At 37.5% G+C, this 21302-nt stretch carries 22 protein-coding genes; 5 read left to right on the top strand and 17 right to left on the bottom strand.

Annotation, left to right across the window (positions count from 1 at the left end; all coding sequences use genetic code 11):
- Positions 1 to 57: 57 nt before the first annotated feature.
- Positions 58 to 759, bottom strand: coding sequence for an anthrax toxin lethal factor-related metalloendopeptidase (locus tag BQ5321_RS10625; protein ID WP_071394469.1), 702 nt, complete (start codon positions 757 to 759; stop codon positions 58 to 60).
- A 43-nt stretch (positions 760 to 802) separates the two neighbouring features.
- On the opposite strand from BQ5321_RS10625, the gene BQ5321_RS10620 reads away from it, so the two are divergent.
- Complete coding sequence (locus BQ5321_RS10620) at positions 803 to 1180, top strand: GIY-YIG nuclease family protein (RefSeq protein ID WP_071394468.1); 378 nt, start codon at positions 803 to 805, stop codon at positions 1178 to 1180.
- 113 nt (positions 1181 to 1293) lie between these two features.
- Positions 1294 to 1542: a hypothetical protein gene (locus BQ5321_RS10615; RefSeq protein WP_139187786.1), complete on the top strand. Its 249-nt coding sequence runs from the start codon at positions 1294 to 1296 to the stop codon at positions 1540 to 1542.
- A 95-nt stretch (positions 1543 to 1637) separates the two neighbouring features.
- On the opposite strand, the gene BQ5321_RS10610 is transcribed toward BQ5321_RS10615, so the two are convergent.
- The 8 genes from BQ5321_RS10610 to BQ5321_RS10575 form a co-directional block, all read right to left on the bottom strand.
- Positions 1638 to 2396, bottom strand: coding sequence for a TerC family protein (locus tag BQ5321_RS10610; RefSeq protein WP_071394466.1), 759 nt, complete (start codon positions 2394 to 2396; stop codon positions 1638 to 1640).
- Between the two features lie 109 nt (positions 2397 to 2505).
- Complete coding sequence (locus tag BQ5321_RS10605; RefSeq protein WP_071394465.1) at positions 2506 to 3087, bottom strand: YpjP family protein; 582 nt, start codon at positions 3085 to 3087, stop codon at positions 2506 to 2508.
- 365 nt (positions 3088 to 3452) lie between these two features.
- Positions 3453 to 4226: a class I SAM-dependent methyltransferase gene (locus BQ5321_RS10600; RefSeq protein WP_071394464.1), complete on the bottom strand. Its 774-nt coding sequence runs from the start codon at positions 4224 to 4226 to the stop codon at positions 3453 to 3455.
- 71 nt (positions 4227 to 4297) lie between these two features.
- Entirely contained in the window at positions 4298 to 4732 is a 435-nt protein-coding gene (locus tag BQ5321_RS10595) for a BrxA/BrxB family bacilliredoxin (RefSeq protein WP_071394463.1), read from the bottom strand.
- 81 nt (positions 4733 to 4813) lie between these two features.
- Positions 4814 to 5941 (bottom strand): conserved virulence factor C family protein, encoded by a 1128-nt coding sequence (locus BQ5321_RS10590; protein ID WP_071394462.1) that lies wholly within the window; start codon positions 5939 to 5941, stop codon positions 4814 to 4816.
- A gap of 128 nt (positions 5942 to 6069) precedes the next feature.
- A complete protein-coding gene (locus BQ5321_RS10585; protein WP_071394461.1) occupies positions 6070 to 7950 on the bottom strand; it encodes an ABC-F family ATP-binding cassette domain-containing protein in 1881 nt (626 codons plus the stop codon).
- A 176-nt stretch (positions 7951 to 8126) separates the two neighbouring features.
- A complete protein-coding gene (locus BQ5321_RS10580; protein WP_071394460.1) occupies positions 8127 to 9305 on the bottom strand; it encodes a coiled-coil domain-containing protein in 1179 nt (392 codons plus the stop codon).
- A gap of 278 nt (positions 9306 to 9583) precedes the next feature.
- The gene (locus BQ5321_RS10575) at positions 9584 to 10105 is read right to left on the bottom strand and encodes a hypothetical protein (protein WP_071394459.1); all 522 of its coding nucleotides are present in this window, start codon (positions 10103 to 10105) and stop codon (positions 9584 to 9586) included.
- 131 nt (positions 10106 to 10236) lie between these two features.
- On the opposite strand from BQ5321_RS10575, the gene metA reads away from it, so the two are divergent.
- Positions 10237 to 11145 (top strand): homoserine O-acetyltransferase MetA, encoded by a 909-nt coding sequence (metA, locus tag BQ5321_RS10570; protein WP_071396863.1) that lies wholly within the window; start codon positions 10237 to 10239, stop codon positions 11143 to 11145.
- A gap of 85 nt (positions 11146 to 11230) precedes the next feature.
- On the opposite strand, the gene BQ5321_RS10565 is transcribed toward metA, so the two are convergent.
- The gene (locus BQ5321_RS10565; protein WP_071394458.1) at positions 11231 to 11926 is read right to left on the bottom strand and encodes an AIM24 family protein; all 696 of its coding nucleotides are present in this window, start codon (positions 11924 to 11926) and stop codon (positions 11231 to 11233) included.
- A gap of 245 nt (positions 11927 to 12171) precedes the next feature.
- Here BQ5321_RS10565 and BQ5321_RS10560 point away from each other — a divergent pair, with 245 nt between their 5' ends.
- Both BQ5321_RS10560 and BQ5321_RS10555 read left to right on the top strand, forming a co-directional pair.
- Positions 12172 to 13509: a trypsin-like peptidase domain-containing protein gene (locus BQ5321_RS10560; protein WP_234978387.1), complete on the top strand. Its 1338-nt coding sequence runs from the start codon at positions 12172 to 12174 to the stop codon at positions 13507 to 13509.
- Between the two features lie 154 nt (positions 13510 to 13663).
- Positions 13664 to 13876, top strand: coding sequence for a DUF3892 domain-containing protein (locus BQ5321_RS10555; RefSeq protein ID WP_071394456.1), 213 nt, complete (start codon positions 13664 to 13666; stop codon positions 13874 to 13876).
- Positions 13877 to 13922: 46 nt separating this feature from the next.
- On the opposite strand, the gene mntR is transcribed toward BQ5321_RS10555, so the two are convergent.
- The 7 genes from mntR to BQ5321_RS10520 all read right to left on the bottom strand — a co-directional run bounded on the left by mntR (position 13923) and on the right by BQ5321_RS10520 (position 21294).
- Positions 13923 to 14351, bottom strand: a complete 429-nt coding sequence (mntR, locus tag BQ5321_RS10550) for a transcriptional regulator MntR (RefSeq protein ID WP_071394455.1) — start codon at positions 14349 to 14351, stop codon at positions 13923 to 13925.
- A 223-nt stretch (positions 14352 to 14574) separates the two neighbouring features.
- On the bottom strand, positions 14575 to 15300 hold the full coding sequence (locus BQ5321_RS10545; RefSeq protein ID WP_071394454.1) for a hypothetical protein: 726 nt from the start codon (positions 15298 to 15300) through the stop codon (positions 14575 to 14577).
- A gap of 120 nt (positions 15301 to 15420) precedes the next feature.
- Entirely contained in the window at positions 15421 to 16311 is an 891-nt protein-coding gene (locus tag BQ5321_RS10540) for a foldase protein PrsA (protein ID WP_315970101.1), read from the bottom strand.
- A gap of 220 nt (positions 16312 to 16531) precedes the next feature.
- Complete coding sequence (locus tag BQ5321_RS10535; protein ID WP_071394453.1) at positions 16532 to 17944, bottom strand: sensor histidine kinase; 1413 nt, start codon at positions 17942 to 17944, stop codon at positions 16532 to 16534.
- Positions 17934 to 18638 carry a response regulator transcription factor gene (locus BQ5321_RS10530; RefSeq protein ID WP_071394452.1) on the bottom strand — a complete coding sequence of 235 codons (705 nt, stop codon included), beginning with the start codon at positions 18636 to 18638 and terminating at the stop codon, positions 17934 to 17936. The genes BQ5321_RS10535 and BQ5321_RS10530 overlap by 11 nt, the downstream gene beginning before the upstream one ends.
- Before the next feature lie 137 nt (positions 18639 to 18775).
- Complete coding sequence (locus BQ5321_RS10525; protein WP_071394451.1) at positions 18776 to 20032, bottom strand: S1C family serine protease; 1257 nt, start codon at positions 20030 to 20032, stop codon at positions 18776 to 18778.
- Between the two features lie 149 nt (positions 20033 to 20181).
- The gene (locus BQ5321_RS10520) at positions 20182 to 21294 is read right to left on the bottom strand and encodes a GerAB/ArcD/ProY family transporter (RefSeq protein ID WP_071396861.1); all 1113 of its coding nucleotides are present in this window, start codon (positions 21292 to 21294) and stop codon (positions 20182 to 20184) included.
- Positions 21295 to 21302 lie beyond the last annotated feature (8 nt).

The following is a 21302-nucleotide window of genomic DNA, read 5'->3' as shown; positions in this document are numbered from 1 at the left end:
TCTCATCATCCTATTTTAAGATATAAAAAGCAATACACTTATCTATTGTAACAAAAACTAAGATAATTTTTGAATCAATTGAAAGGTTCTCGGTGCTTTTCTTTTTAATTCCTCCTGAAATTGACCCCCTAGATAATAGTAGGCAAAGCATTCAGCAAAATACTCTTCTGGATACTGTAAAAAATAGCTTCTGCCAGGAAACATATTTTCTTTTTCCAGGTTCCAAATTTCTAAATAACTGTGTTTACTTCTTAGTCCATCATAGACAAGCCTATCGATCGAATGAGCTAATTCATGAAGTTCTAAATTAACAGAGCTATGGCCCTTACCTCGATCACTTGCTCCAATCTTTACAAGGACAGTCCTTCCTCCCCCCATTCCAGGGACATCATCCCAGGTAGTCTTATGAACATAACCGCGAGGTACCAGGTTAGAAAGATGTGCTGCAGCCTTATTTTCTGTTAACCTACCAGTAAATAATTGAATCAAAACGCCATTTTCATATATTTTTTCTAATAATGAAGCAGGAAGTCCATCTATACGGGTAATCATTTCTGCCGCTTCCTCTTGATTAAAGGGGGTCGCAGGAAGGATAATAATATGACTAAGAATCTTATCCGACACTAAATCCAATGACTGTTTTAATATGGAATGTTCGGAGAATTTAAGGAGTACTATACCTTCTTTTGCAGCCTGGGAATTTCCCATTAATAGTAATGACAGCATGACCAATATATAAAGAAATTGTTTATGTTTCATCTGCATCATCCTTGTCATGTGAATTCTAGGAGGTTAAAAATCTATGATTGAATCGATTCATTCAGATCATACACTCTATGCCATTCATTTAAATTTGGTGGAAAGTAAGCAAATTACAGTTGGAAAACTGGGGACATTCACTTTTCAAAAGGGAACGTATATTTATGTGGGCAGTGCCAAAAGAAATATTACACAGAGAATTGAACGTCATGTAAAAATCAACAAGAAACATCATTGGCACTTTGATTATTTACGTCCATTCGGAACCATTACTAGAATTATAACATATGATAATAGCTTACGAGAGTGCGAGCTTGCTGAGAATATTAGGAAAGAAAAAATGGCCGCTATACCAATCAATGGGTTTGGTTCTTCAGATTGTAAATGTAAGTCCCACCTTCTGTTTATCGAGGAAAAATAGGCAGCTCCTGATTCACCGTTTACAGGAATTAGACATATACTCCTATAACAATGAATACATTAATTCATTAATAACCAATAATGAAAACGATATTTACGAGGATGTCATAAAGGGTGAATTCAATGAGGTTTATGTTTAAACGTGCTGAAAGGGAGGAATTGCAAAACGATCTAAATAGTGTCATAGAAGCGTTAAATTCAGGTTACTTTATGGTTATTGATTTACTATTTTGGGCTTTACTGCTAACGATTTTTACGACTCCCGCTCATCACTCTATTCTAATGGCCGCCATCATTTTTGGCTGTTATTATTTATCAGGCATTAGCATTTTTTTATTTCTAAGGGACCTATTAAAAGACTAGCTGTTTCGTAGCGAATGAAAAATAGAAAAAAACAGGCAGAGTGACTTCTAAAAGTTGACTCCGCCTGCTTTTTTACAGCATTTTCAAAATTGCCATTAAGATTGATAACCCTTTTTCTTATTACGTATATGAATAATAAAGGTAGCTACAAAGGTTAATAGAATGAGAAGGAAAAAGTGTTCATGACTTATATGAATATTAAAGACACTTAGTAGCATTTTACCAGCAATAATTAAAATTAATACATAGGCTGATGTCTCTAATTCAGGAATCCGGTCAATTAATTTTAAAAACACTCCTGCCACACCCCGCATCATAAGCACGCCGAGCATGCCGCCTAACAGGAGTACCCATACTTGATCACTAATACCAAAAGCCGCCAAAACACTATCAACAGAGAAAGCGATATCCATTAACTCTACAGAAGCTACAGTTCCCCAAAACGTACCGAACATTCGAATCAAGATGCCATTTTGGTTGAGACCTTTTTCTTCCCCCGCTTCTATCTGCTGTTCTTTTCTACGATTAATAAAGTATTTAATCGAGAGCCAGGCTAAATATCCTGCCCCAAGAACCTTTACCCACCACAGCTTAATTAAAAATACGCCAATGCCAATTGCAATAAAACGAAAAGTGTAGGCACCTATCAGCCCATAAAACAAAGCTTTTCTTCGTTTGTTTTCGGGTAAATGCTTGACCATAACAGCTAGTACAAGGGCATTATCAGCTGAAAGTAAACCCTCAAGGATTACTAATGACCCGACCAGGCCCCAGCTTACCGGATCGGTTAAAACGGTGACCCACATCTCCCAATTAAAAAACTGTGCATACGTCTCAATGAATCCCTGTAACATCTATCTGTTCCCCCTAATTTATCAACTTAAACAAAGCTATAACCGCCCGAAAAAGACCCGCTGAAGGCGGGTCTTAACTTTTAACACTCATACATTCATCAAAAATCTATCAGGTCATCCATTTAGGAGGTGTATTTTTATTCCAATTAATAATACCTAAATCATGATGGGCTTGAAATTGGTCATGACTTGTATGATAGTGAAAGTTAAACATATATTCTTCTTGAGGCGGATGGTCTCTTCTTACATGGAAACGGATAATATCCATCTTTGTTTGATTGTCCATGATATGAAAAATTCTTTCTGATACACCACCGCTAGGAACTTCACTAACCATTAATTGACTTAGATCCTCATCAGGATACTGTGCAGCTACTTCGGCTATCGCCTTTTCCATATTCGGTAAAATGACTTCTTTAAATTCATCCTGGATAACTGGCTTTATTCTCATACCGAATTTAACATATGACTGCTCCTCGGCTACTTTAACCATTTCATTAATAAATTGATCCCTCTCGGAAATTTCCGTCTCAAAATAGTCTTCCGTAATGGAGGGATTGGTTTCATAGGTATCCCGCTTCGCTTGTTTGTCTTCATTAGGAGATTCATTCATTAATGCTTGTGGCGTAACTAGTCCAAATGTTGCAATTGTTACAAGAACCAGAAGCGATTTCCGAAGCCATTTTGGCATTTGATTTCATCTCCTTTTTTCTCCGGCGAAAGAGTTAATATACTACCTATAGTCATTATTGTACTATATTTACCTCTATTACTACGAATAAAAAATAGGATAGTTTCATTTTTTTCTTATAGCGTGCATAAAAATGATATGTAATGAAATGTTAAAGAGATAGGTTGTTGATTTATCACTCCAGCGCTTCGATAATTGACTGATTTTTCTATCAGTGACATCACTTAGACAACTATTAAAAAGGAGGTTGGGTAATGGACTGGTCTGTTACATTAATAATCGGGATGCTATTATTAATGGGTTACTTTATCTATTTATCATACGCTGATTAATGATATTCATTTCCATAAAGAGGCTATTTTGTCCTATTTCTCCAAAACACCGAAATGAAACTTAGCTGTTTTTCTGATTTGGACACGGAATCCAAATTGCTTAAATCGCTCACTGCGAAAATGGTCCTTTAACACTACTCTTTCCTTAGCGACTCGATACGCATGATGAATCGTTTCTTCTGTTAAAGGCTCATACACAGCTAGCTTTTTGATACCTTTTATACCATGTGATTCAGAAATATTCTCTTCAAACATCGGGTCAAAATAAACGCAATGATAACTGTCAGCAGGCAGTGTTTTTAAAAGGGGTAACGCCAGACAGGGCTTTAATTGGATTCGTTTCATGGAGGCTAGTAGTTCAGGGGAACCGTCATCCCAAGCATTCAAACCCCTCTGCATAAGATGAGCAAGAAATCGATTCCCTTCACAGCCTGTGACACTTCCCTGCTCACCGACCATATAGCTTGCTGTAACGCTGTCAGAGCCAAGCCCGAAGGTACAATCAAGCAGCTTTTTGCCAGATGTCAGTCTGCTGGCAGCAATGAACGGGTCCATTTCACCTCTTTGTAACCGTTTTATCCGAAACATAGCTGAATTTGGATGGAAAAAGCATGGTTCCTGGTCACCTAATGGATAAATTTCAAGTCGGTTTTTTCCAACCACAAGACAATCATCATGGACCTCCTGTTGAAGCGCCTGTATAGACCGTTTCCATCTTGGGATATATGGAACTTTTAGCCTTCTTGCCGTATCCTCAGCCTCCTGAATCATTTCTAGATTAGTCCGTCCGGCTGTTGTAATAATCATTTCCGTACATTCCCTTCCACTATTTTCGAATGTCATAAAAAATAAAAAGGGTGCCTGGCACCCTTTTTATTTTAGCAGTATTTTGCCAATGCAGTCTGTATATTTTCCATAATAACCTCAATTGGCTGTCCTTCGATATCATGACGATGAATAAAGTGTACAACCTCTCCGCTCTTTAACAGCGCCATGGAAGGCGAAGACGGCGGGATGTCACCGAAATATTCACGCATTTTGGCTGTTGCTTCCTTATCTTGACCCGCAAACACTGTAACAAGATGATCCGGTCTATTCTCGCTTTCTGCCACAGCAGTAGTTGCTGCGGGACGCGCTAAGCCAGCAGCACAGCCACAAACAGAGTTTACAACAACTAGCGTTGTTCCTTCTGTATTTTCCATAAACTGCTCAACAGCTTCTGCTGTTTCCAATTCTTTAAATCCAGCCTGTACAAGCTCCTCACGCATTGGTTTGACCATTTGTCTCATATATTCTTCATATGCCATGGACATAATTCCCATTCCTCCTCATTTTTTCAATATAAGCATACTATAATGTATGGATAATAAGCAATGTTATCCCTTTATAAGATGCTATTTATCTATTCTAGAATCTGTCATTTGCTTCCAGACAGATCCTTTTGCTTCTTCACCTTGTTCGATTCGTTCAATAGCTAGTTTAATTTGCAGACTCACTTCAAATTCAGAATCATGCTCAGCTGATTTTAAAGCAGGCAATGCTCGCTCATTACCCACTTCATATAAGAACATTGCAGCACGCCAGCGAACCAGTTTATTTTCGTCCTCTAATGCCTCCATAATGGCATCCATTGCCTCAATATATCCCAGATCTGACAAGGTATCGCCTGCTGTTCGTCTTACCGTTACACTTTTGTCTTTCAAGGCTTTATATAGATAAGGCAGGACTAGCTTATCCTCTATCATACCAAAATAAACGACGGCCAATCTTCTAATCGATGCTTTTTCATCCTGTAATGCCTTTTCAAGAACAGGGATATCCTCTATTTTCGGATCCTCCATTTGCTCGAGTAACCGATAACGTTCTTTCCAGTCCTCCACAGCAAAATCGGATAACTGAACCTTTCTCTTCAATTTAAGCTGATTTTCCTTTTGGCTTTCCGGGTTAACGGCAATCTCTACTAACGTGTTCAGACGATCGATTGGATATGCCGCAAGAATTTCTTCAATCATACCATTGCCAACCTGCTCCATGTCTCCATAGCGATTGCCATAATCCTTCCATATTCTCCCAAGGATATAATTTTCTCCTGGAAGCTGAACCTTATTGACGGCTTCAACAAATGGGTTTGGTAATCCAAGTCGCTTTTCTTCCTGTCCGTTCGTAAGCTTCACTTGGATTGGGATTCCTTTATACATTTGAACTTGAACCTTAATCTCACCAAATTCATCCGTGACAGCTGTCTGAGAAGTTGATTTTTCTACCTCCTCCCCAAAAGCTTGCCTAAGCTTTTGTAATATCTCCTTCCAATCAAATTTTGCGTTACGTTCCACGGCTAAAAAATCAGCTACATGGTACACACCTTTTATCCCATCTATTTCTAAAATGTCCTTGATCACAGAGGGTGCGCCTTCAGCCTGATGCTTTTTATAATTATTGCTTTTTCCCATCGGTAATTCTTGATCCAGAATGACTTTCATTGTATTTGGGCTTGGTGTTGGTTCAATTGATTTGATATTCAATCCCATCATCCTTCATAACATATTCATAGTATTAATCATGTTTATTCTAACATAAAGAAAAGAGTCGCTAAAAATAAACAGCCTGAGGTGCTGAATCCAGGCTGTTTTCTTCGTTTTTTTCTGCAGTTTTATAATTGTTCGGCCAGTTCGGTTAAATAGGTCCATCTTTCAATTAAATATTCCAGTTTGTCATTAAGCTCTGTTTCTTCATCTGCCAGCTTTTGCGCCATTTCAAAGTCGCTACCGGTATTATTTAACTCAACGGAAATTTCCTCCAATCTGCTTTCAACCACTGCAATATCGTCTTCAATAGTTTCAAATTCCTTTTGTTCCTTATACGACATCTTCTTTTTCTTTGGCTTTTCAATCCCTTTTACTTCCTTTGACTCTTCTTTTTTCTTTTCTGGTTTTACGACCTGCTTTTCGAGAAATTCAGAGTAATTTCCGTAGAAGGTATCAATCTGCCCTTCTCCCTTAAGGACAATAAGCTGTTCTGCCACCTTATCAAGAAAATAGCGGTCATGGGAAACCGTGATAACAACTCCTGCAAAGTCTTCTAAATAATCCTCTAAAACGGTTAAGGTTTGCGTGTCTAAATCATTTGTCGGTTCATCAAGTAGAAGCACATTTGGCTCCAGCATCAAGATTTTCAGAAGATACAACCTTCTTTTTTCTCCACCTGACAGCTTACGGATTGGCGTCCCGTGTGAATAAGAAGGAAAAAGGAACCGTTCAAGCATTTGTGAAGCAGAGATGGTTTTTCCATCTGTTGTATGAATCACCTGGGCGGTTTCATTTAAATATTCAATCACCCGCTTATTCTCATCCATATCTTTGCTTTCCTGAGTATAGTATGCTACCTTTACAGTTTGACCAATAATACGTTCTCCGGAATCTAGCTCAATCTTCCCGGCCAGGATATTCAATAAGGTTGATTTTCCCGTTCCATTCTTGCCAATAATTCCTATTCGATCCCCTGGCTTTACGAGCAAATTAAAATGATTGATGATGCTGCGATTTTCAAACCGTTTTGAAGCATCCTTTAATTCGAATACCTGTTTTCCTAATCTGCTTCCCTTAAGTGAAATATCTAACTTTTCACTTGTCTTCACACCCGAAAGCTCTTCATCGAGCTGTTCAAAGCGCTGAATCCTCGCCTTTTGCTTTGTCGATCGAGCCTTTGCACCTCTTCGGATCCATTCGAGCTCCTGCCTAAAAAGATTCTTTTGTTTATCAATAGTTGCTGCTTCATTTTCTTCACGGATTGCTTTGGCCTCAAGAAAATCGGCATAGTTTCCTTTATAGCTGTAAAGCTTTCCTCCATCCAGTTCAAATATACGATTGGTGACGGTATCAAGGAAATAGCGGTCATGTGTAACAAGAAGAATTGCACCTTGATAGCGACTTAAATATTCCTCAAGCCATTTCACTGATTCAAAATCAAGATGGTTTGTCGGCTCATCTAAAATTAATAAATCAGGTGATTGAATTAATACTTGAGCAAGCGCGACACGCTTCTTTTGTCCACCTGATAGGCCACCAATCTTATGATTATATGCCTCAATCCCAAGCTTTGTTAGGATAGTCTTAGCATTTGTACTGATATCCCATGCATGTAATGAATCCATTTCCTTTTGCAGTTGAAAGAGCCTCTCCTGTATTTCCTTATTCTCAGGCTCATCATCTAATTGAATCAGAGTTTGCTCGTAATTTTTTAATAAACGGAAGATAGGAGCATCGCCCTCAAATATTTGTTCGAGAACGGTTAATTCTGAATTTAATTCAGGATTCTGGGCAAGGTATGAAATCTGATAATCCTTACCATATACCATTTCTCCCTCATCTGGTAAGTCAATTCCGGCAATTAATCGTAACAACGACGACTTGCCTGTCCCATTTACTCCAATAAGACCCACACGTTCTTTTTCGGAAATGACAAAAGAAATATCTTGAAATAAGGTTTTTTCTCCATATGTTTTTGTTACATTCTCAATCGAAATTGTTTTCATTAGAACCATTCCATTCATAGTAATTAATATTAGTGTAAGTCTATCTATTATAACGTAATGACAAGGAGATGAGTAAGGAAACCTTGGCTCCACAAAATCTTTTAGGTAAAAATGGTTTAGAATGCAAAAATAACAAAAAAAGCAGGAGTAGCCCCCCTGCCTTTTCTATCAATCTACTAATTTATAACTCTCATAACACGACCGTTAAAGGTTTGAGCCCAATAACCACTTGACATGTTAGCAATCGCTACACCTGTAGAGCTTTGTGAACCAATGAATTTCCCGCCGCCGATATAGATTCCGACATGACCATCTGTTTTATACGTGTTAAAGAATACCATATCTCCGGGACGCATTTCACTAGCAGGAACACGTGTACCTGTGTTTTTCAATACCTCTGTGCTAGCGCCTACCTTCACACCAGCTTGTGAAAATGCCCATGATACAAATCCTGAACAGTCAAAACGACCATTTGCAATGTCTGAAGCATTTCGACCACCACCGAATACGTAGACGGAATTTCCAATATATTTATAGCCTGCATTAATAACAGTTGAAATACTACCAGAACCAACGACAGAGCTAGAATTACCAGTTGGAACCGTTGCCCCTGTATTCGTTGTACTATTCTTTGTGTTGTTCGAAGACGTAGGCGCAGCGGCTGCAGCGGCCTGTAATTCAGCTATTTGCTCTTGATAATTAGCAATATCAGCCAATTTATCAGTTTCCTCAGAAGCTAATTTAGCCTTTAACTCCTCAGTTTGAGCCTTTTGCTCTTCTGTTTGGCTTTGCATTCCCTCGAGTTCAGTTTTAAGATTAGTCAAGTCTGTCATTTTCTGCTCAACTGACGACTGCATAACCTCTAATTCTTTCTTATCATTTTCATGGTCTTGTATGATACCCTGGTCGGCTTCAACAATTGTAACAACGGCACCAATTCGATCAATAAAGTCTCCGAAGCTTTTTGAACCAAGAATGACTTCTAAATAGTTTACATCCCCGCCGTTCTCTTGAAATGATACAGCTCGCTCTTTTAAAATTTCCGTACGACTAGCAATTCGCTCTTCAATAACAGTAATTTCACTATTTAAACGGTCAATTTCCACCTGAGTTTCAGCCATTTGTATGTTTGCTTCTTCCATTTTCACACTATTATCTTTGATTGCTTGTTCCATACGGGCAATCTGTGCTTCCAAATCCGCTTTTTGCGCTTGAATGCTAGTAAGATCTTTTTGTGCTTGAGAAATCTCTGTTTTAATACTATCAATCGTATCTGCCTTCACTGCTGGTACGGCAATTAAACTTCCCATACCTAGCATAAAAGTGGTACTTAGGGTAACTAATTTTTTCTTCACACAAAATCCTCCCTGCGCTCTGCAGCCAAACCTTTTAAAATAATCAAGTATGTTTTGCCGAACTTGTCTCATTTTTTCACTATGTATTAAAGATTTACCGCTTCCATATCATTGATCAATAGTTGCAAATCTCATTTTTTGCAATTTGTTTTTTCACAACAGTGCTAGTATAGCATTCTATCTTATCAGTTATGTAATAGAAATATTACAATTATATTTCAATTTCTACTAGATTCGACATAGTTCGCAAAATTCAAAAGGTTAACAATAGCTAGCATTTACAGGGATGCTTCTAATTTTTCTAGAGTTAGGAGCATATAATCTGTCATAACAACCAAATCATCTATCTGCTCCTCTGTCAAAATTCGATCAAATGAAATGAGCGCATGATAGTTTGCTATTTGTTTAAACATTAATGGTTCATAGGAGCATGTCAGCTTAATGGTTCTTTCACCCCATACTTCTTTGAGGATGTTAGCAATTCTCTCAAGTCCTTCTTTCTCGAAGCCGGACTCAAACATAAATTCAATCGTTACCTTACAGCCTGAATACATGTCTAAATGTTTAGCAGGAAGCAGTTCAGCTGATAAGTTTGTTAAATCTGCCTTTAGACAAAAACGACAGGTCCCTACTGGATTTGGCTTTGCCAATTGAAAAGAAAGATTGTATGTACGGGATAATTTTGCACTGTTCATATAGTCATTCCGGTCAGTAATCAAAATTTCTCCATTCAAATCCTTGTCATAAAAACATCCTTCCATCACGACTCTCATATTTTCAAATGCAGTTGGATCAAACATATAATACCCCTCGTTTACTTATTTATAAGATTATTATTAAATTTCACATTACTTGAACGTTTAAGATTGCGACATTGAATAAAGGTTATTATAATAAATTTATTGAAAAAAAGGAAAAGAGGGATGATTCCTTGCCAATAAAACTACCGAAACTGTTACCTGCGCGGGAAATACTTGAAAATGAAAATATTTTTATCATGGATGATGAACGGGCAAGTCAACAAGATATCCGTCCTTTAAATATAGTTATACTAAACTTAATGCCGGAAAAAGAAAAAACTGAAACACAATTACTTAGGCTGCTTGGAAACACTCCTTTACAGGTTAATATTTCCTTTCTTAAAACAGCCACGTATGAATCAAAAAATACCAGTCCGTTGCATCTAGAACAGTTTTACACTACGTTCGCAAATATTAAGGATCGAAAATTTGACGGTATGATCATTACCGGTGCACCTGTTGAAATGATGCCCTTTAAGAACGTCGAATATTGGGATGAACTGATTGAAATTATGAAATGGACAAAAACCAATGTCACCTCAACATTGCATATCTGCTGGGGAGCACAGGCCGCATTATTTTATCATTTTGATATCAATAAATTTGAACTTCCAGAGAAATGCTCTGGTATCTACTCACATATCATTAATGATCATTCTGAAAAATTATTACGAGGTTTTGACGATTTGTATCTTGCCCCCCATTCTAGATATACGGATGTGGCACTTGAGGACCTGGAAAAATGTTCTGAAATAAAAATTTTATCCTCCTCTCCTGAGGCTGGACCATTTATTATGTGTGCAAATGGCGGTAAGCAAATTATGGTGACAGGTCATTTAGAATACGATGCCCAAACATTAGCAGAGGAATACGAACGTGATTGTAAACGGGGAATTGACGTTAAAATTCCGGAAAACTATTTTCCCGAAAATGACCCGAAAAAACAGCCTTTGAACCGGTGGCGATCACATGCACACCTACTGTTTTCGAATTGGCTTAATTATTATGTATACCAAGAAACGCCATATGAGTGGAATTGAAAAGGTAAGAAGCTTGTGCGTTTAATGTAGACCAACACTTAAAATCCCTTGATTCCGATCGAAACCAAGGGATTTTTTTATGTGCTTAATTATTAGATTGCTTGAAATACACCTCTTCAAACGGCTGGATGACGACAAACCCATTTCCAGAAAATTTCATTTGAATCGACTCACCGCTTCCTCTGCCTATAAAGGTTTTGAAGGAAATATCCGTGACAAATTCTGGCTCTAAACTGCCTGACCAGGCTACTGTCGCATTGGGGTCAGTGAAAACAGGATTATCAGGTGTGACCAGTAAGGTGAGCGGCTCGTAATGTGACGTTATGGCCACTAACCCTCTTCCCTCCAGCTTTACATTAAATAAGCCTCCCGACAGCATTCCTGCTATTCTCTTCATTAATTTAATATCCCAATTGATACTCGGTTCAAAGGCCAAAAGATCATTACCATTCACAAATAAAGACTCACCATTTAATTGAAGAATCGAGATTTTCTTCCCTTGGTCTGCGACATACAATTTCCCGTGCCCGCTTGCTTTCATTAATGAGGATCCTTCACCCGTTAGTGTTTTCTTTAACATTTTCCCTATACCGTGTTCAAAAACACCCTCTCTTTCAAATTTAATATTGCCGCGATAAGAAACCATTGCACCGGCTTTTGTCCATATTTTATCTGTTAAATTAATCTCCAATAGCCTTTGAGTTTCTAGTTCAAACAGTCCCTCACCTCTGTCCTGTTGCTTCGTTTCGTTAACAAATTCCTCTACTGAGTATCTATTCATTCTCCTCCGCCTTTCATACTATAATAATCCCCTAATTACCTTAACTAGCCTTTCTTATATATTCTTTCTACAGTCACAGATTCCTCTTCATAGCCTATTTGTCCATATTTTATACTTATTAGATATCCATTCTTAGCCTTATCCAAAACTGCTTATTTATTTACGTGTACAAAATTTAATTCTCGGACTTACTGAATATATTGTATTTGATTATAAGTGCCCATAATCTGCTTAAAGAGGTGAGCATGATGAAAAAAAGAGCCCTTTATACGATACCCATCAGCATTTTGCTTATCGCCGTAATTGTTACGTCCTTTTTCTTGATCAATATCAAGCCTGATACTTCTAAAATATCGCAGGCTCAAAAATTATCAGAATACTCAAAGCCAGCTGTTGTCCGTATTATTGATTACGCCATTGTAGATTGGCAGTTTTACGACTATTACACCGAAGTAGGTCTTGAGGTTGATGCTATTTTACAGGAGTTGAATTATCAAACAATAGTTGGCGGTTCAGGGTCTGGAGCCATTATTAGTCCTATCGGCTACGTTGTCACGAATGCCCATGTGGTCGAGACCTCCCAAATGGAGGATGTCGATATCGCAACAGCCGGTTTGGAACAGCTGGCAGCGATTGTCGCAGAGTATTACCAGGAGGATTATAGTATTGCCTATGAATATCTGTGGAATTTCCTTGTGTACACAACGGTCACAAGAGTACAGAAGGTTGTCTTACCTGGTGGAGATGTTCTGGATGGTGAAGTAAAAAGCTACGGTGCCCCTTTTAATGAAGGAAAAGATGTAGCAGTGTTAAAAATTGAAGGAAAAAACCTACCTACCTTAACACTGGGGGACTCTGAAACAATTGAAGACCAGAATAATATTTGGGTTATCGGCTATCCTGGGGCTGCTGATTCAGAGCTTCTGTCACCCGACTCGGCATTGGAGTCCTCCATGAACGCCGGTCAAATTACAGCTACTTCCAAGACACTCCAGCAAGGTGGAAGCCCTGTTATTCAAATTGATGCTGCTGCCACCCACGGCAATAGCGGTGGACCTGTTATTAATGACAAAGGTGAAATCATTGGTTTATTAACATTTGGTCCTGAGGTTCAAGGCTTTAATTTTGCAGTCCCAGTTAATACTGTAAAGGAATTTGTCAATCAGGCAGGAGCCAAAAATGAAAACAGCAGCACAGATAAGCTCTTTAAAGAAGGATTAGAACTCTATTGGGGCAGCTACTATAAAGATGCATTGGAGAAATTTGAAGCAGTAGCTAGAATTTTCCCAAATCATTCTGAGATTAAACACTATATTTCTAACTCAGAGAAAAAAGCAGATGACAGTAAAATTCTCTGGTCAAAATATAAAATGATGTTCTATATTATCGATGGTGTTGCAGCGCTTATCATTATTTTCTTAATGATATTTACCTTTGTCTTGAAACCAAAGCAAGCAGTTGTCCAATCAGTCCCAAATGACAGCATCCCTGATTTAAATGGAGATGGTAAGATTGATATGGAGGATGTCTTACTTGCTCTGAAGAAACAACAGGATGAGGACGAGGAAAAGAAAAATGAATAACCAAGTTTGATCATGAAACGTCCCAGCTTCACTTGGGACTTTTTTTATTTCTCGACGCATATATTTTTTCTTTTCATATTCAATATTGAATGAATAAAAGAGATTTTGCCTAACATAATCTAATGAAAAGAAGAAAATGGATTGGAGGAATACGATGGCTGAACAATTAGTGGCAATTCAACGTAATTTTTTGGGAGATATTATCAGCTTCCAAACCTCTACAGGAAGAGTGATTTCCTATCGAAAGGCTCTACAGGAAGCGGAGGAAGGAATCATTGACGGAGTCGATATTATGGAAGGGCATGATGGAAGCAACTATTTAACTCCTGGAATGCTCAGCTCATTTGATGAATATCCATTATTTTAATAAAAAAATCCACCTTTACCTTTACACAGGTGGATTTCTTTTCATGCTATGGCTGTTGATCCTCATTTTTTAATTGGATATTACGTAGATCTATCATTCTCTTTTCATCTTCTTCGAAATATTGAACAAGGTCAACGATACGATCAATAGACTCCCAGCTTAAGTGATGTTCAATTCCCTCTACATCCTCATAAATTGTTTCCTCTTTTACACCAATAACACGTAAAAACTGTTCAAGCAGCTCGTGGCGATAGACTAAACGTTGACCTACTTTTTTTCCTTTAGATGTCAGACTTAATCCTCGGTATTTTTCATACACAAGATATTGATCCTTATCCAGCTTTTGGACCATTTTTGTTACGGAAGAGGGATGCACTGATAAATTCTCAGCTATATCAGATACTCGTGCATAACCTTTTTTTTCTGTTAAAAGATAAATCTGCTCTATATAGTCTTCCATACTGGGTGTCGGCAACAATTTTCCCCTCCATATAAGAACCAAGACTTCAACGAAACTACGAGGTCATCACATTAAAGCAGAAGCAATTGACATCATATCCGTAAGAGGTTCATTCTATAATAAATATTACTATAGAAATGGAGGGGAGACAAGAATAAACCCAAATTGTTGGCTTAAGGCAACAATCTTTTACAACCAGAGAGCTTACACCAAATTATTTAGATTCACCTTAGTATTCTCATCCTTTTTGCTCATCAAGCATGAGATAACGTTCTTCATGGAATGGAAATAATTTGAGTTTAACCGCTTCTTCTCGGTGATTCGTGAAGATTTCTTCTATAATTTCACGGATTGCTTTTCCCTCTGTCTTTATGCCTAATTTTTTGGCACCTTCTAGAATTCTTTTTTCACGAACCTCATGTGCGAGCTGGTGTAGTTTTTTCCCCTCTGTAGAGATTCCCCATTCATTCGCTTCCTTAATAATAGAGGCTTTATGGACTTCATGGGATAAATCTGATAGCTCCTTCCCTTCAACAGAAATACCTAGCTCCCTTGCTTTATTCTTTATCGTTGTTTCTCTTACTTCCTGTGCTAGCTGCTGATTATCCTTCCCTTCCGTTGAAAGGCCTAGTTCGGTTGCCTTCTTCTTAATAAATACATCCCTGACTTCCTTCGCTAACGTGTCCGTATCCTTCCCGTTTGTCTCAATTCCTAATGCTTTTGCTTGCTTTACTAAATAAACGGCTTTTATTTCTTTCACAATGGTTTCTGTATCTTTTCCATCCAAATTAATTCCCAATTCTTGTGCGCGCTTTTTAATAAATTCACTATTATGTTTGAGCTTTTCTCGATGTTCTATTCTATCGTTGAAATCTGTATTATTATTTTCTTCTATAGCATCTGCATGATTGTATCCAATTGTTAAACCACAAGCCAAAATCAACATAATAAACAACTTCTTCATCTGTAAAATCCTCCTAAAATTTGGTTTTGTTTACAAATGATAGATTGCCCAAAAAATAGAAAAAAATGAACTGACGATGAAAAATGAGAGAAAAGCAAAAGCTCTTCTCTCATGCGTTTCTTATTCTTCCTTTGACAATGTGTTTTCTATTTTCAGTTTTTCTCTTTTCTCAGTCATCCAAGTACTATATTCAGTTTGCAGCTTTTGATCAAAAATAGTTTGTTTTATTTCCTTTTTATAATCCGCTAACATCGCTTCTTTTGCTTCTTTTTTATCAGTCACTTTGAGAATATGAAATCCAAAGTCTGTTTGAACAGGGTCACTTATATCCCCCTTATTCATTGAAAAGGCTGTTTCTTCAAACGCTTCAGCCATTTCTCCTCTTGAAAAGAATCCTAGTTCTCCACCATTTTCTGCATTAGAAGCATCTGTCGAATATTCCTTTGCCAATTCTGCAAAATCCTCTCCTGCTGTAAGCTTTTCCTTTACTTCATTTGCAGTGGTTTCATCGACAACGAGAATATGACTTGCCTCAACCTGCTCAGGCTCGTTATATGATTCCTTGTTTTCCTCAAAATAAGTTTCAATTTCTTCATCGGTAATCTCAATGTTAGATTCGAGGAGCTTGACTATACTTAAATAGTTTATGATTTCCTTTTCAATATCCTTTTTTGTTACGCCAGACTGCTCTATGGCATTATTAAATGCTTCTTCCCCACCATTAGCATCTATATACGTTTGCATTTCTTTTTCTATTTCCTCTTCAGAAATCGTTATATTTTCCTTCTCCGCCTCCTGCTCCACAATTTTGTTATCTATTAAGTAACTTATCGTGCTAGTCCCATATTGTTTGACTAACGCATCATATAACTCATCCTTCGTAATCGGGCTTCCTTCAACACTTGCAATAACATCCTTTTTAGAAAAAGCCGTCCCAAAGATAACAGCTAATAGAATGACTGCTGCTCCGGCAATAGTCATTACTGTTTTTTTATTCACCAAATTCTTCAAAGTAAATACCTCCATGTCATCCATTATTCTTAAACATTAACCAAGCTTATCGTTAAAATATGAATAAACTATTAACAAGTTTTGAATGAGGTGTTAAATCACAAACTTGTATAGGTCTTTTCGGACACAATTTGCAACTTTTAGACTCTTATTCCCTTTTCCGAATCCTATCAACAATGCCCAATTGAAAAAAAGGCCTGCATAGAGGCATGCAGCCTTTTTATCCATTCTGAAGATCGCGAATGGGAAAACGAATGATGAATTTTGCTCCCTTTCCTTTTTCACTCATAACTTCAATCTCTCCATCATGAAGTTGTACTAATTTTTTTACAATCGAAAGACCTAATCCAAATTCACCGTATGGATTTGTCGTCCTTGATAAGTCTGCTTTATAAAAACGACGCCAAATACTTTCAACATCCTCTGGATCAATTCCTATTCCGTTATCTTCAATTTCAATGATTGTTTCTTTATAGCCAGCTTTCCCTCTTAAAGAAATAATCCCATTTTCAGTAAATTGAATGCTGTTTTTAGTAATATTAATCAGGATCTGAATTAATCGGTCATAATCTGCATAAATCATGACATGTGGTTCACTTTCAACTGTGATGATATTATTTTTCTTATCTGCTAATATATCTAATTGATCTTTAATAATTTCTAGCGCATCTAGGAGTTCTATGTTTGATTTTTGCAGTTTCACCTGGTTAGAGCGAATTTTTTCATAATCAAGATTTTCATTCACAAGTCTGATTAAACGATTTGTTTCCTTACTGACTAACCTGATGCTTTTTTCTTTTTCTGCTTCTGGTATCATATTATTTTTTAGCCCTTGAATGACACCGTTAATCGTTGTTAATGGGGTTCGAAGTTCATGGGATACGTCTACCATAAATTGACGCCTTCTGTTTTCAAGGCTTTCAATTTCTTCATTCGATTCCTTCAATTTATGTACCATTTCATTGAAATCCTCTGCTAATTCACCGATTTCATCAAAATTTGAAGCAGGCAGCTTAACACTGTAATCCCCTGTGGAAACTAAAGATGTCGCTTCTTGAAGCCTTTTAATCCGGTTCACATGGACCTTCGATAATACCCAGCTTAAAAGGATTGCCACAATAAGAGCGGCTACGACTGCATACCACAGGTATTGATTGATTTGTGAAATCATTTCTCTAGAGCCGCTAATAGGGGAAGTCAGTAAAATTCCGCCTATAAAGGAACCATGCTCTATATAAGGCAAAAGCACAAACGTAACGGCCTGCTCGAAACGGTTTCTTTCTTGTTTCACGGTAACGGTCTGTCCAGCCTGTATTTTATTCCATTCCTCATCTTTTAATAGTATACGTCCGCCGGTAGGATATACTATTCTTCGAGTACCATCAAAAATCATATATTGGATGTTCCTGCCACTCAAGACATGATTATATTCATTCAATACTGTCTCTCCGCCATCCCTGCTCAGCTGGAGATCATGAATGATATTTTCACCATACTCGGATAATTCATCCGCTTTATTGGTATAGACAAGTGTTTCAATATAATGAGTAAACAATATGCTCAGGACGAGGAAAGCCACGACAAGGATGCTGATGTGGCTGATGATTTGCTGATAAATATACTTAATTTTCATTAGCCGTCACGACCTCGTCAAACTTATAGCCTACCCCCCAAACCGTATGGAAAAAAGGCTGATTCGGTATACCAATTTTATTACGAAGTCTTTTAATATGTACGTCAACTGTACGCTCATCACCATAAAATTCATATCCCCAAACATGCTCAAGCAGCTGTTCTCTCGAGAAAACCTGTTTCGGATGCTGAGCAAAATAATATAAAAGCTCAAATTCTTTTGGCGTTAAATTTGTAACCTCTTCTCCATTAAGAAAAACCTCTCTCGTATCTTTGTTGATATGAAAATGAATGGTTTTTAATGTACCATTTTCAGCTTGATTCTGCTGGTTTGAACGATACCTACGGGTAACCGCTTTGATTCGCGCCATTAAGGTTAACGGACTGAAGGGTTTTGTCACATAGTCATCTGCCCCCATTTCAAGACCTAATACCTGATCTGACTCACTGTCTTTCGCAGTCAGCATTATAATAGGTACAGAGCTTTTCTCTTCTCTAATTTTCCGGCAGATAGTCATTCCATCCATTCCTGGGAGCATCCAATCAATAATGAGTGCGTCCCATTCACCGGATTTATAGCGATTGTAGCCTTCTAACCCGTCGGCAATAAACTCCCCTTCAATCCCTTCTTTTATGAAAAACATCTCCAGCATGGAAGCAACACTTTCATTATCTTCAATCACTAATACCTTCATTTACTACAACTCCTAATCAGACTTTCTATGTTTCCAACTTAAAACGAAATCCTTTTTTAATCAACTATCTTCTAAAAAAGAGTTAAAATCAATCATTATAATCAAACAGTAAAAAAAGGAAGCAAGATTGCTCCCTTCTAATTAGAGTTGTTGCTTGTTAAGAACACTTCAATTGATTTTTTTTCACTTCCTCGGTAAATACTTAAGGAAGCCGTTTCTCCAATTTCCAGTTCACTATATAAATATTTTCTTAGGTCAGCAGAGTTCTCAACTTTCCTATCATTAATTGATACAATGACATCCTGGACTTGAAGACCTGCTTTTGCGGCCGCAGAGCCAGGATCAATGTTTGTGACCATTACACCTCCTTCAATCTCATTAGGAAGGTTTTGTGTATACATTTGCGGAACCTCTTCCAGATTTGCTAGCCCAACACCTATATAAGGACGTTCGACCTGACCTTTCTCCATGATTTCATTTATGATTGGGACTAAATCATTACTTGGAATGGCAAAACCTAAGCCTTCTACCCCATCTTCTGCGATTTTCAAACTATTCATTCCAATAACCTGTCCTGTTGTATTAACTAAAGCACCTCCACTATTGCCTGGGTTAATGGCAGCATCTGTTTGGATGACATTTAAATCCCAATTTCCTGCAGATGTCGATACAGATACAGTCCGGTCTACAGCACTGACAATTCCTTGTGTCACCGTATTCGATAAATCCAAACCAAGAGGATTCCCAATCGCCAGTACTGTGTCACCGGCTCGTAACGTACTTGAATCCCCAAATTCTAAAGCTGCAGTCACATATTTCGCGTCGATTTTTAGAACGGCAATGTCTGTCAGCGGGTCTGCCCCCACCAATTCTGCCGTTGTTTTTTCTCCTCCATATACTGTAACAGCAATTTCTTGCGCTCCTTCAATCACATGATTATTAGTTACAATAAAGGCATTTTTGTCATTAATTTTATAAATAACTCCCGTACCTGAACCACTTTCTACTGCCTCTGAACGATTATTTTCTCCATTTGAGAAACGAAAATTTTCTGTTTGGGTTTGCATATTAACAATTCCTACAATTGATTTTGAAGACTCTTCGACCATGTCTGCAATTACTGAAGCGGAAGCTGCATCCCCACTTCCTGCAGCCGTTTTTTGTACAGTCACTGCATTGGTTTGAGACGATTGACTACTTGCTTGCTCTGCTGTCAGTGGGCTCGATGAAAAGGCCACCTCAAAAAAATTCGTTTGTGGCAGAATCGTTATCGTAAGTACTGAACCAATGATTCCACCTGCAAGAGTATTCATGAGCCCTTTAAAGCGTAATCTATTGGGTTTATTTGATTTTTTCTCTTTTTCTAATTGACTATTGTTTTTTTCATCGTTCATGTTACTTCCTCCTTATCTCATTAACCGCTGAACTTGCTTAATTCCATCATAGGAAATAAATATGACGAAATTATTAACAAACCATTAATAGAGAAAAAAGATTAATGAAAAAGAGCAAGCCAGTCAGCCTGCTCTCTAAAAACGATCGATTATGGTGGAGAACTGTTGTTTTCTCTAGCCTGTTTTTTGATTCTTGTTTTAAAGAATGAGGTGAGATAGACGAATAATGGCAGGATGATAAAAAATGTGAAGGAATATGGAGTCCATGTTTCAAATGCAAATTTTTTGATATATATGGTATTTGGAAAACTGACCATGCTATAAACGATTAAAAAAAAGCCCAGTGGATAAACAAGTGGTTTATAATCATTCAATTTCAATATTTGGCTAAGACCGAGCACCAAAACAAAATAATTAACGGTAAACTTAAAGAAAATACTAAACACCCAGCTGATCGCAACAAATACTTCGATTCTCTCAACGAAATTTCCTATTCTAATCTTTTTTCCTAGCACGTAAGATGGATACATATTCCTAGCTGTAAAATCATCTCCTAATACAGCAATACTCATGGCTGTAATAGTTGTAATCACTAATCCGCCCAAAATAACACCGACAAAAAATCCTTTTCTTGCCTTTACGACATTATTAACAGATGGAAGAATCATTAAAAACACAATCGATTGACTGTATGGGTTACTAATATGTAGGATGACAGCCCCAATAATGGGATCCCATCCTTTTGCCGTATTAGGCTGTAGATTTTGCATCTCCATTTCTGGTAGAAGAAATAATAAGAGAATCAATAATAGAGTTGCCGTCCAAGGAAAAAAAATTTCACAGCTCCTTGATAAAACCTCAATTCCTTTTCGAATCACATAGATAGCAGCCAGTAAAAATAGAATAAGAATCGAATGGATGGGGGTTTCTACCATAACCTGTGTGATAAAAAAATCTCCAATATCCCGAAGAACGCCAATTTCCATAATGAAAACAGCAACTAAAAATAAAATGGAAAAGCTAGTACCCAACCATTTTCCAAATACGGCTTTATTAATTTCAACAAAAGTCATGTTAGGATAAGCAGCAGAAATTTTGACATACATAAAAATAAAAATTAACCCAATGAGCAATACCAACAAGGACGAAATCCAAGAGCTACTCCTCGAAATAAAGGCAAGTGAGGATGGCATAACAAGGATAGAGCTTCCAATTGTATACATAAGGACTAATAGCGTAAATTGGGAAACACTAATTTTCATTTTTTCCA

Source organism: Bacillus tuaregi (genome assembly GCF_900104575.1).
Taxonomy (GTDB): domain Bacteria; phylum Bacillota; class Bacilli; order Bacillales; family Cytobacillaceae; genus Bacillus_BD; species Bacillus_BD tuaregi.
This window is presented reverse-complemented; position numbering and strand designations above follow the sequence as displayed.

Bases quoted from the DNA above. Each gene is read 5' to 3' on its own strand.
- BQ5321_RS10605 (WP_071394465.1), bottom strand. From the start codon at position 3,087: ATGCCAAAATGGCTTCGGAAATCGCTTCTGGTTCTTGTAACAATTGCA.
- BQ5321_RS10625 (WP_071394469.1), bottom strand. From the start codon at position 759: ATGAAACATAAACAATTTCTTTATATATTGGTCATGCTGTCATTACTA.
- BQ5321_RS10575 (WP_071394459.1), bottom strand. From the start codon at position 10,105: ATGTTTGATCCAACTGCATTTGAAAATATGAGAGTCGTGATGGAAGGA.
- BQ5321_RS10530 (WP_071394452.1), bottom strand. From the start codon at position 18,638: ATGAAGGTATTAGTGATTGAAGATAATGAAAGTGTTGCTTCCATGCTG.
- BQ5321_RS10525 (WP_071394451.1), bottom strand. From the start codon at position 20,032: ATGAACGATGAAAAAAACAATAGTCAATTAGAAAAAGAGAAAAAATCA.
- BQ5321_RS10600 (WP_071394464.1), bottom strand. From the start codon at position 4,226: ATGATTATTACAACAGCCGGACGGACTAATCTAGAAATGATTCAGGAG.
- BQ5321_RS10610 (WP_071394466.1), bottom strand. From the start codon at position 2,396: ATGTTACAGGGATTCATTGAGACGTATGCACAGTTTTTTAATTGGGAG.
- BQ5321_RS10555 (WP_071394456.1), top strand. From the start codon at position 13,664: ATGGCTGAACAATTAGTGGCAATTCAACGTAATTTTTTGGGAGATATT.
- BQ5321_RS10560 (WP_234978387.1), top strand. From the start codon at position 12,172: ATGATGAAAAAAAGAGCCCTTTATACGATACCCATCAGCATTTTGCTT.
- BQ5321_RS10535 (WP_071394453.1), bottom strand. From the start codon at position 17,944: ATGAAAATTAAGTATATTTATCAGCAAATCATCAGCCACATCAGCATC.
- BQ5321_RS10620 (WP_071394468.1), top strand. From the start codon at position 803: ATGATTGAATCGATTCATTCAGATCATACACTCTATGCCATTCATTTA.
- BQ5321_RS10520 (WP_071396861.1), bottom strand. From the start codon at position 21,294: ATGAAAATTAGTGTTTCCCAATTTACGCTATTAGTCCTTATGTATACA.
- BQ5321_RS10565 (WP_071394458.1), bottom strand. From the start codon at position 11,926: ATGAATAGATACTCAGTAGAGGAATTTGTTAACGAAACGAAGCAACAG.
- BQ5321_RS10585 (WP_071394461.1), bottom strand. From the start codon at position 7,950: ATGAAAACAATTTCGATTGAGAATGTAACAAAAACATATGGAGAAAAA.
- BQ5321_RS10595 (WP_071394463.1), bottom strand. From the start codon at position 4,732: ATGTCCATGGCATATGAAGAATATATGAGACAAATGGTCAAACCAATG.
- BQ5321_RS10545 (WP_071394454.1), bottom strand. From the start codon at position 15,300: ATGAAGAAGTTGTTTATTATGTTGATTTTGGCTTGTGGTTTAACAATT.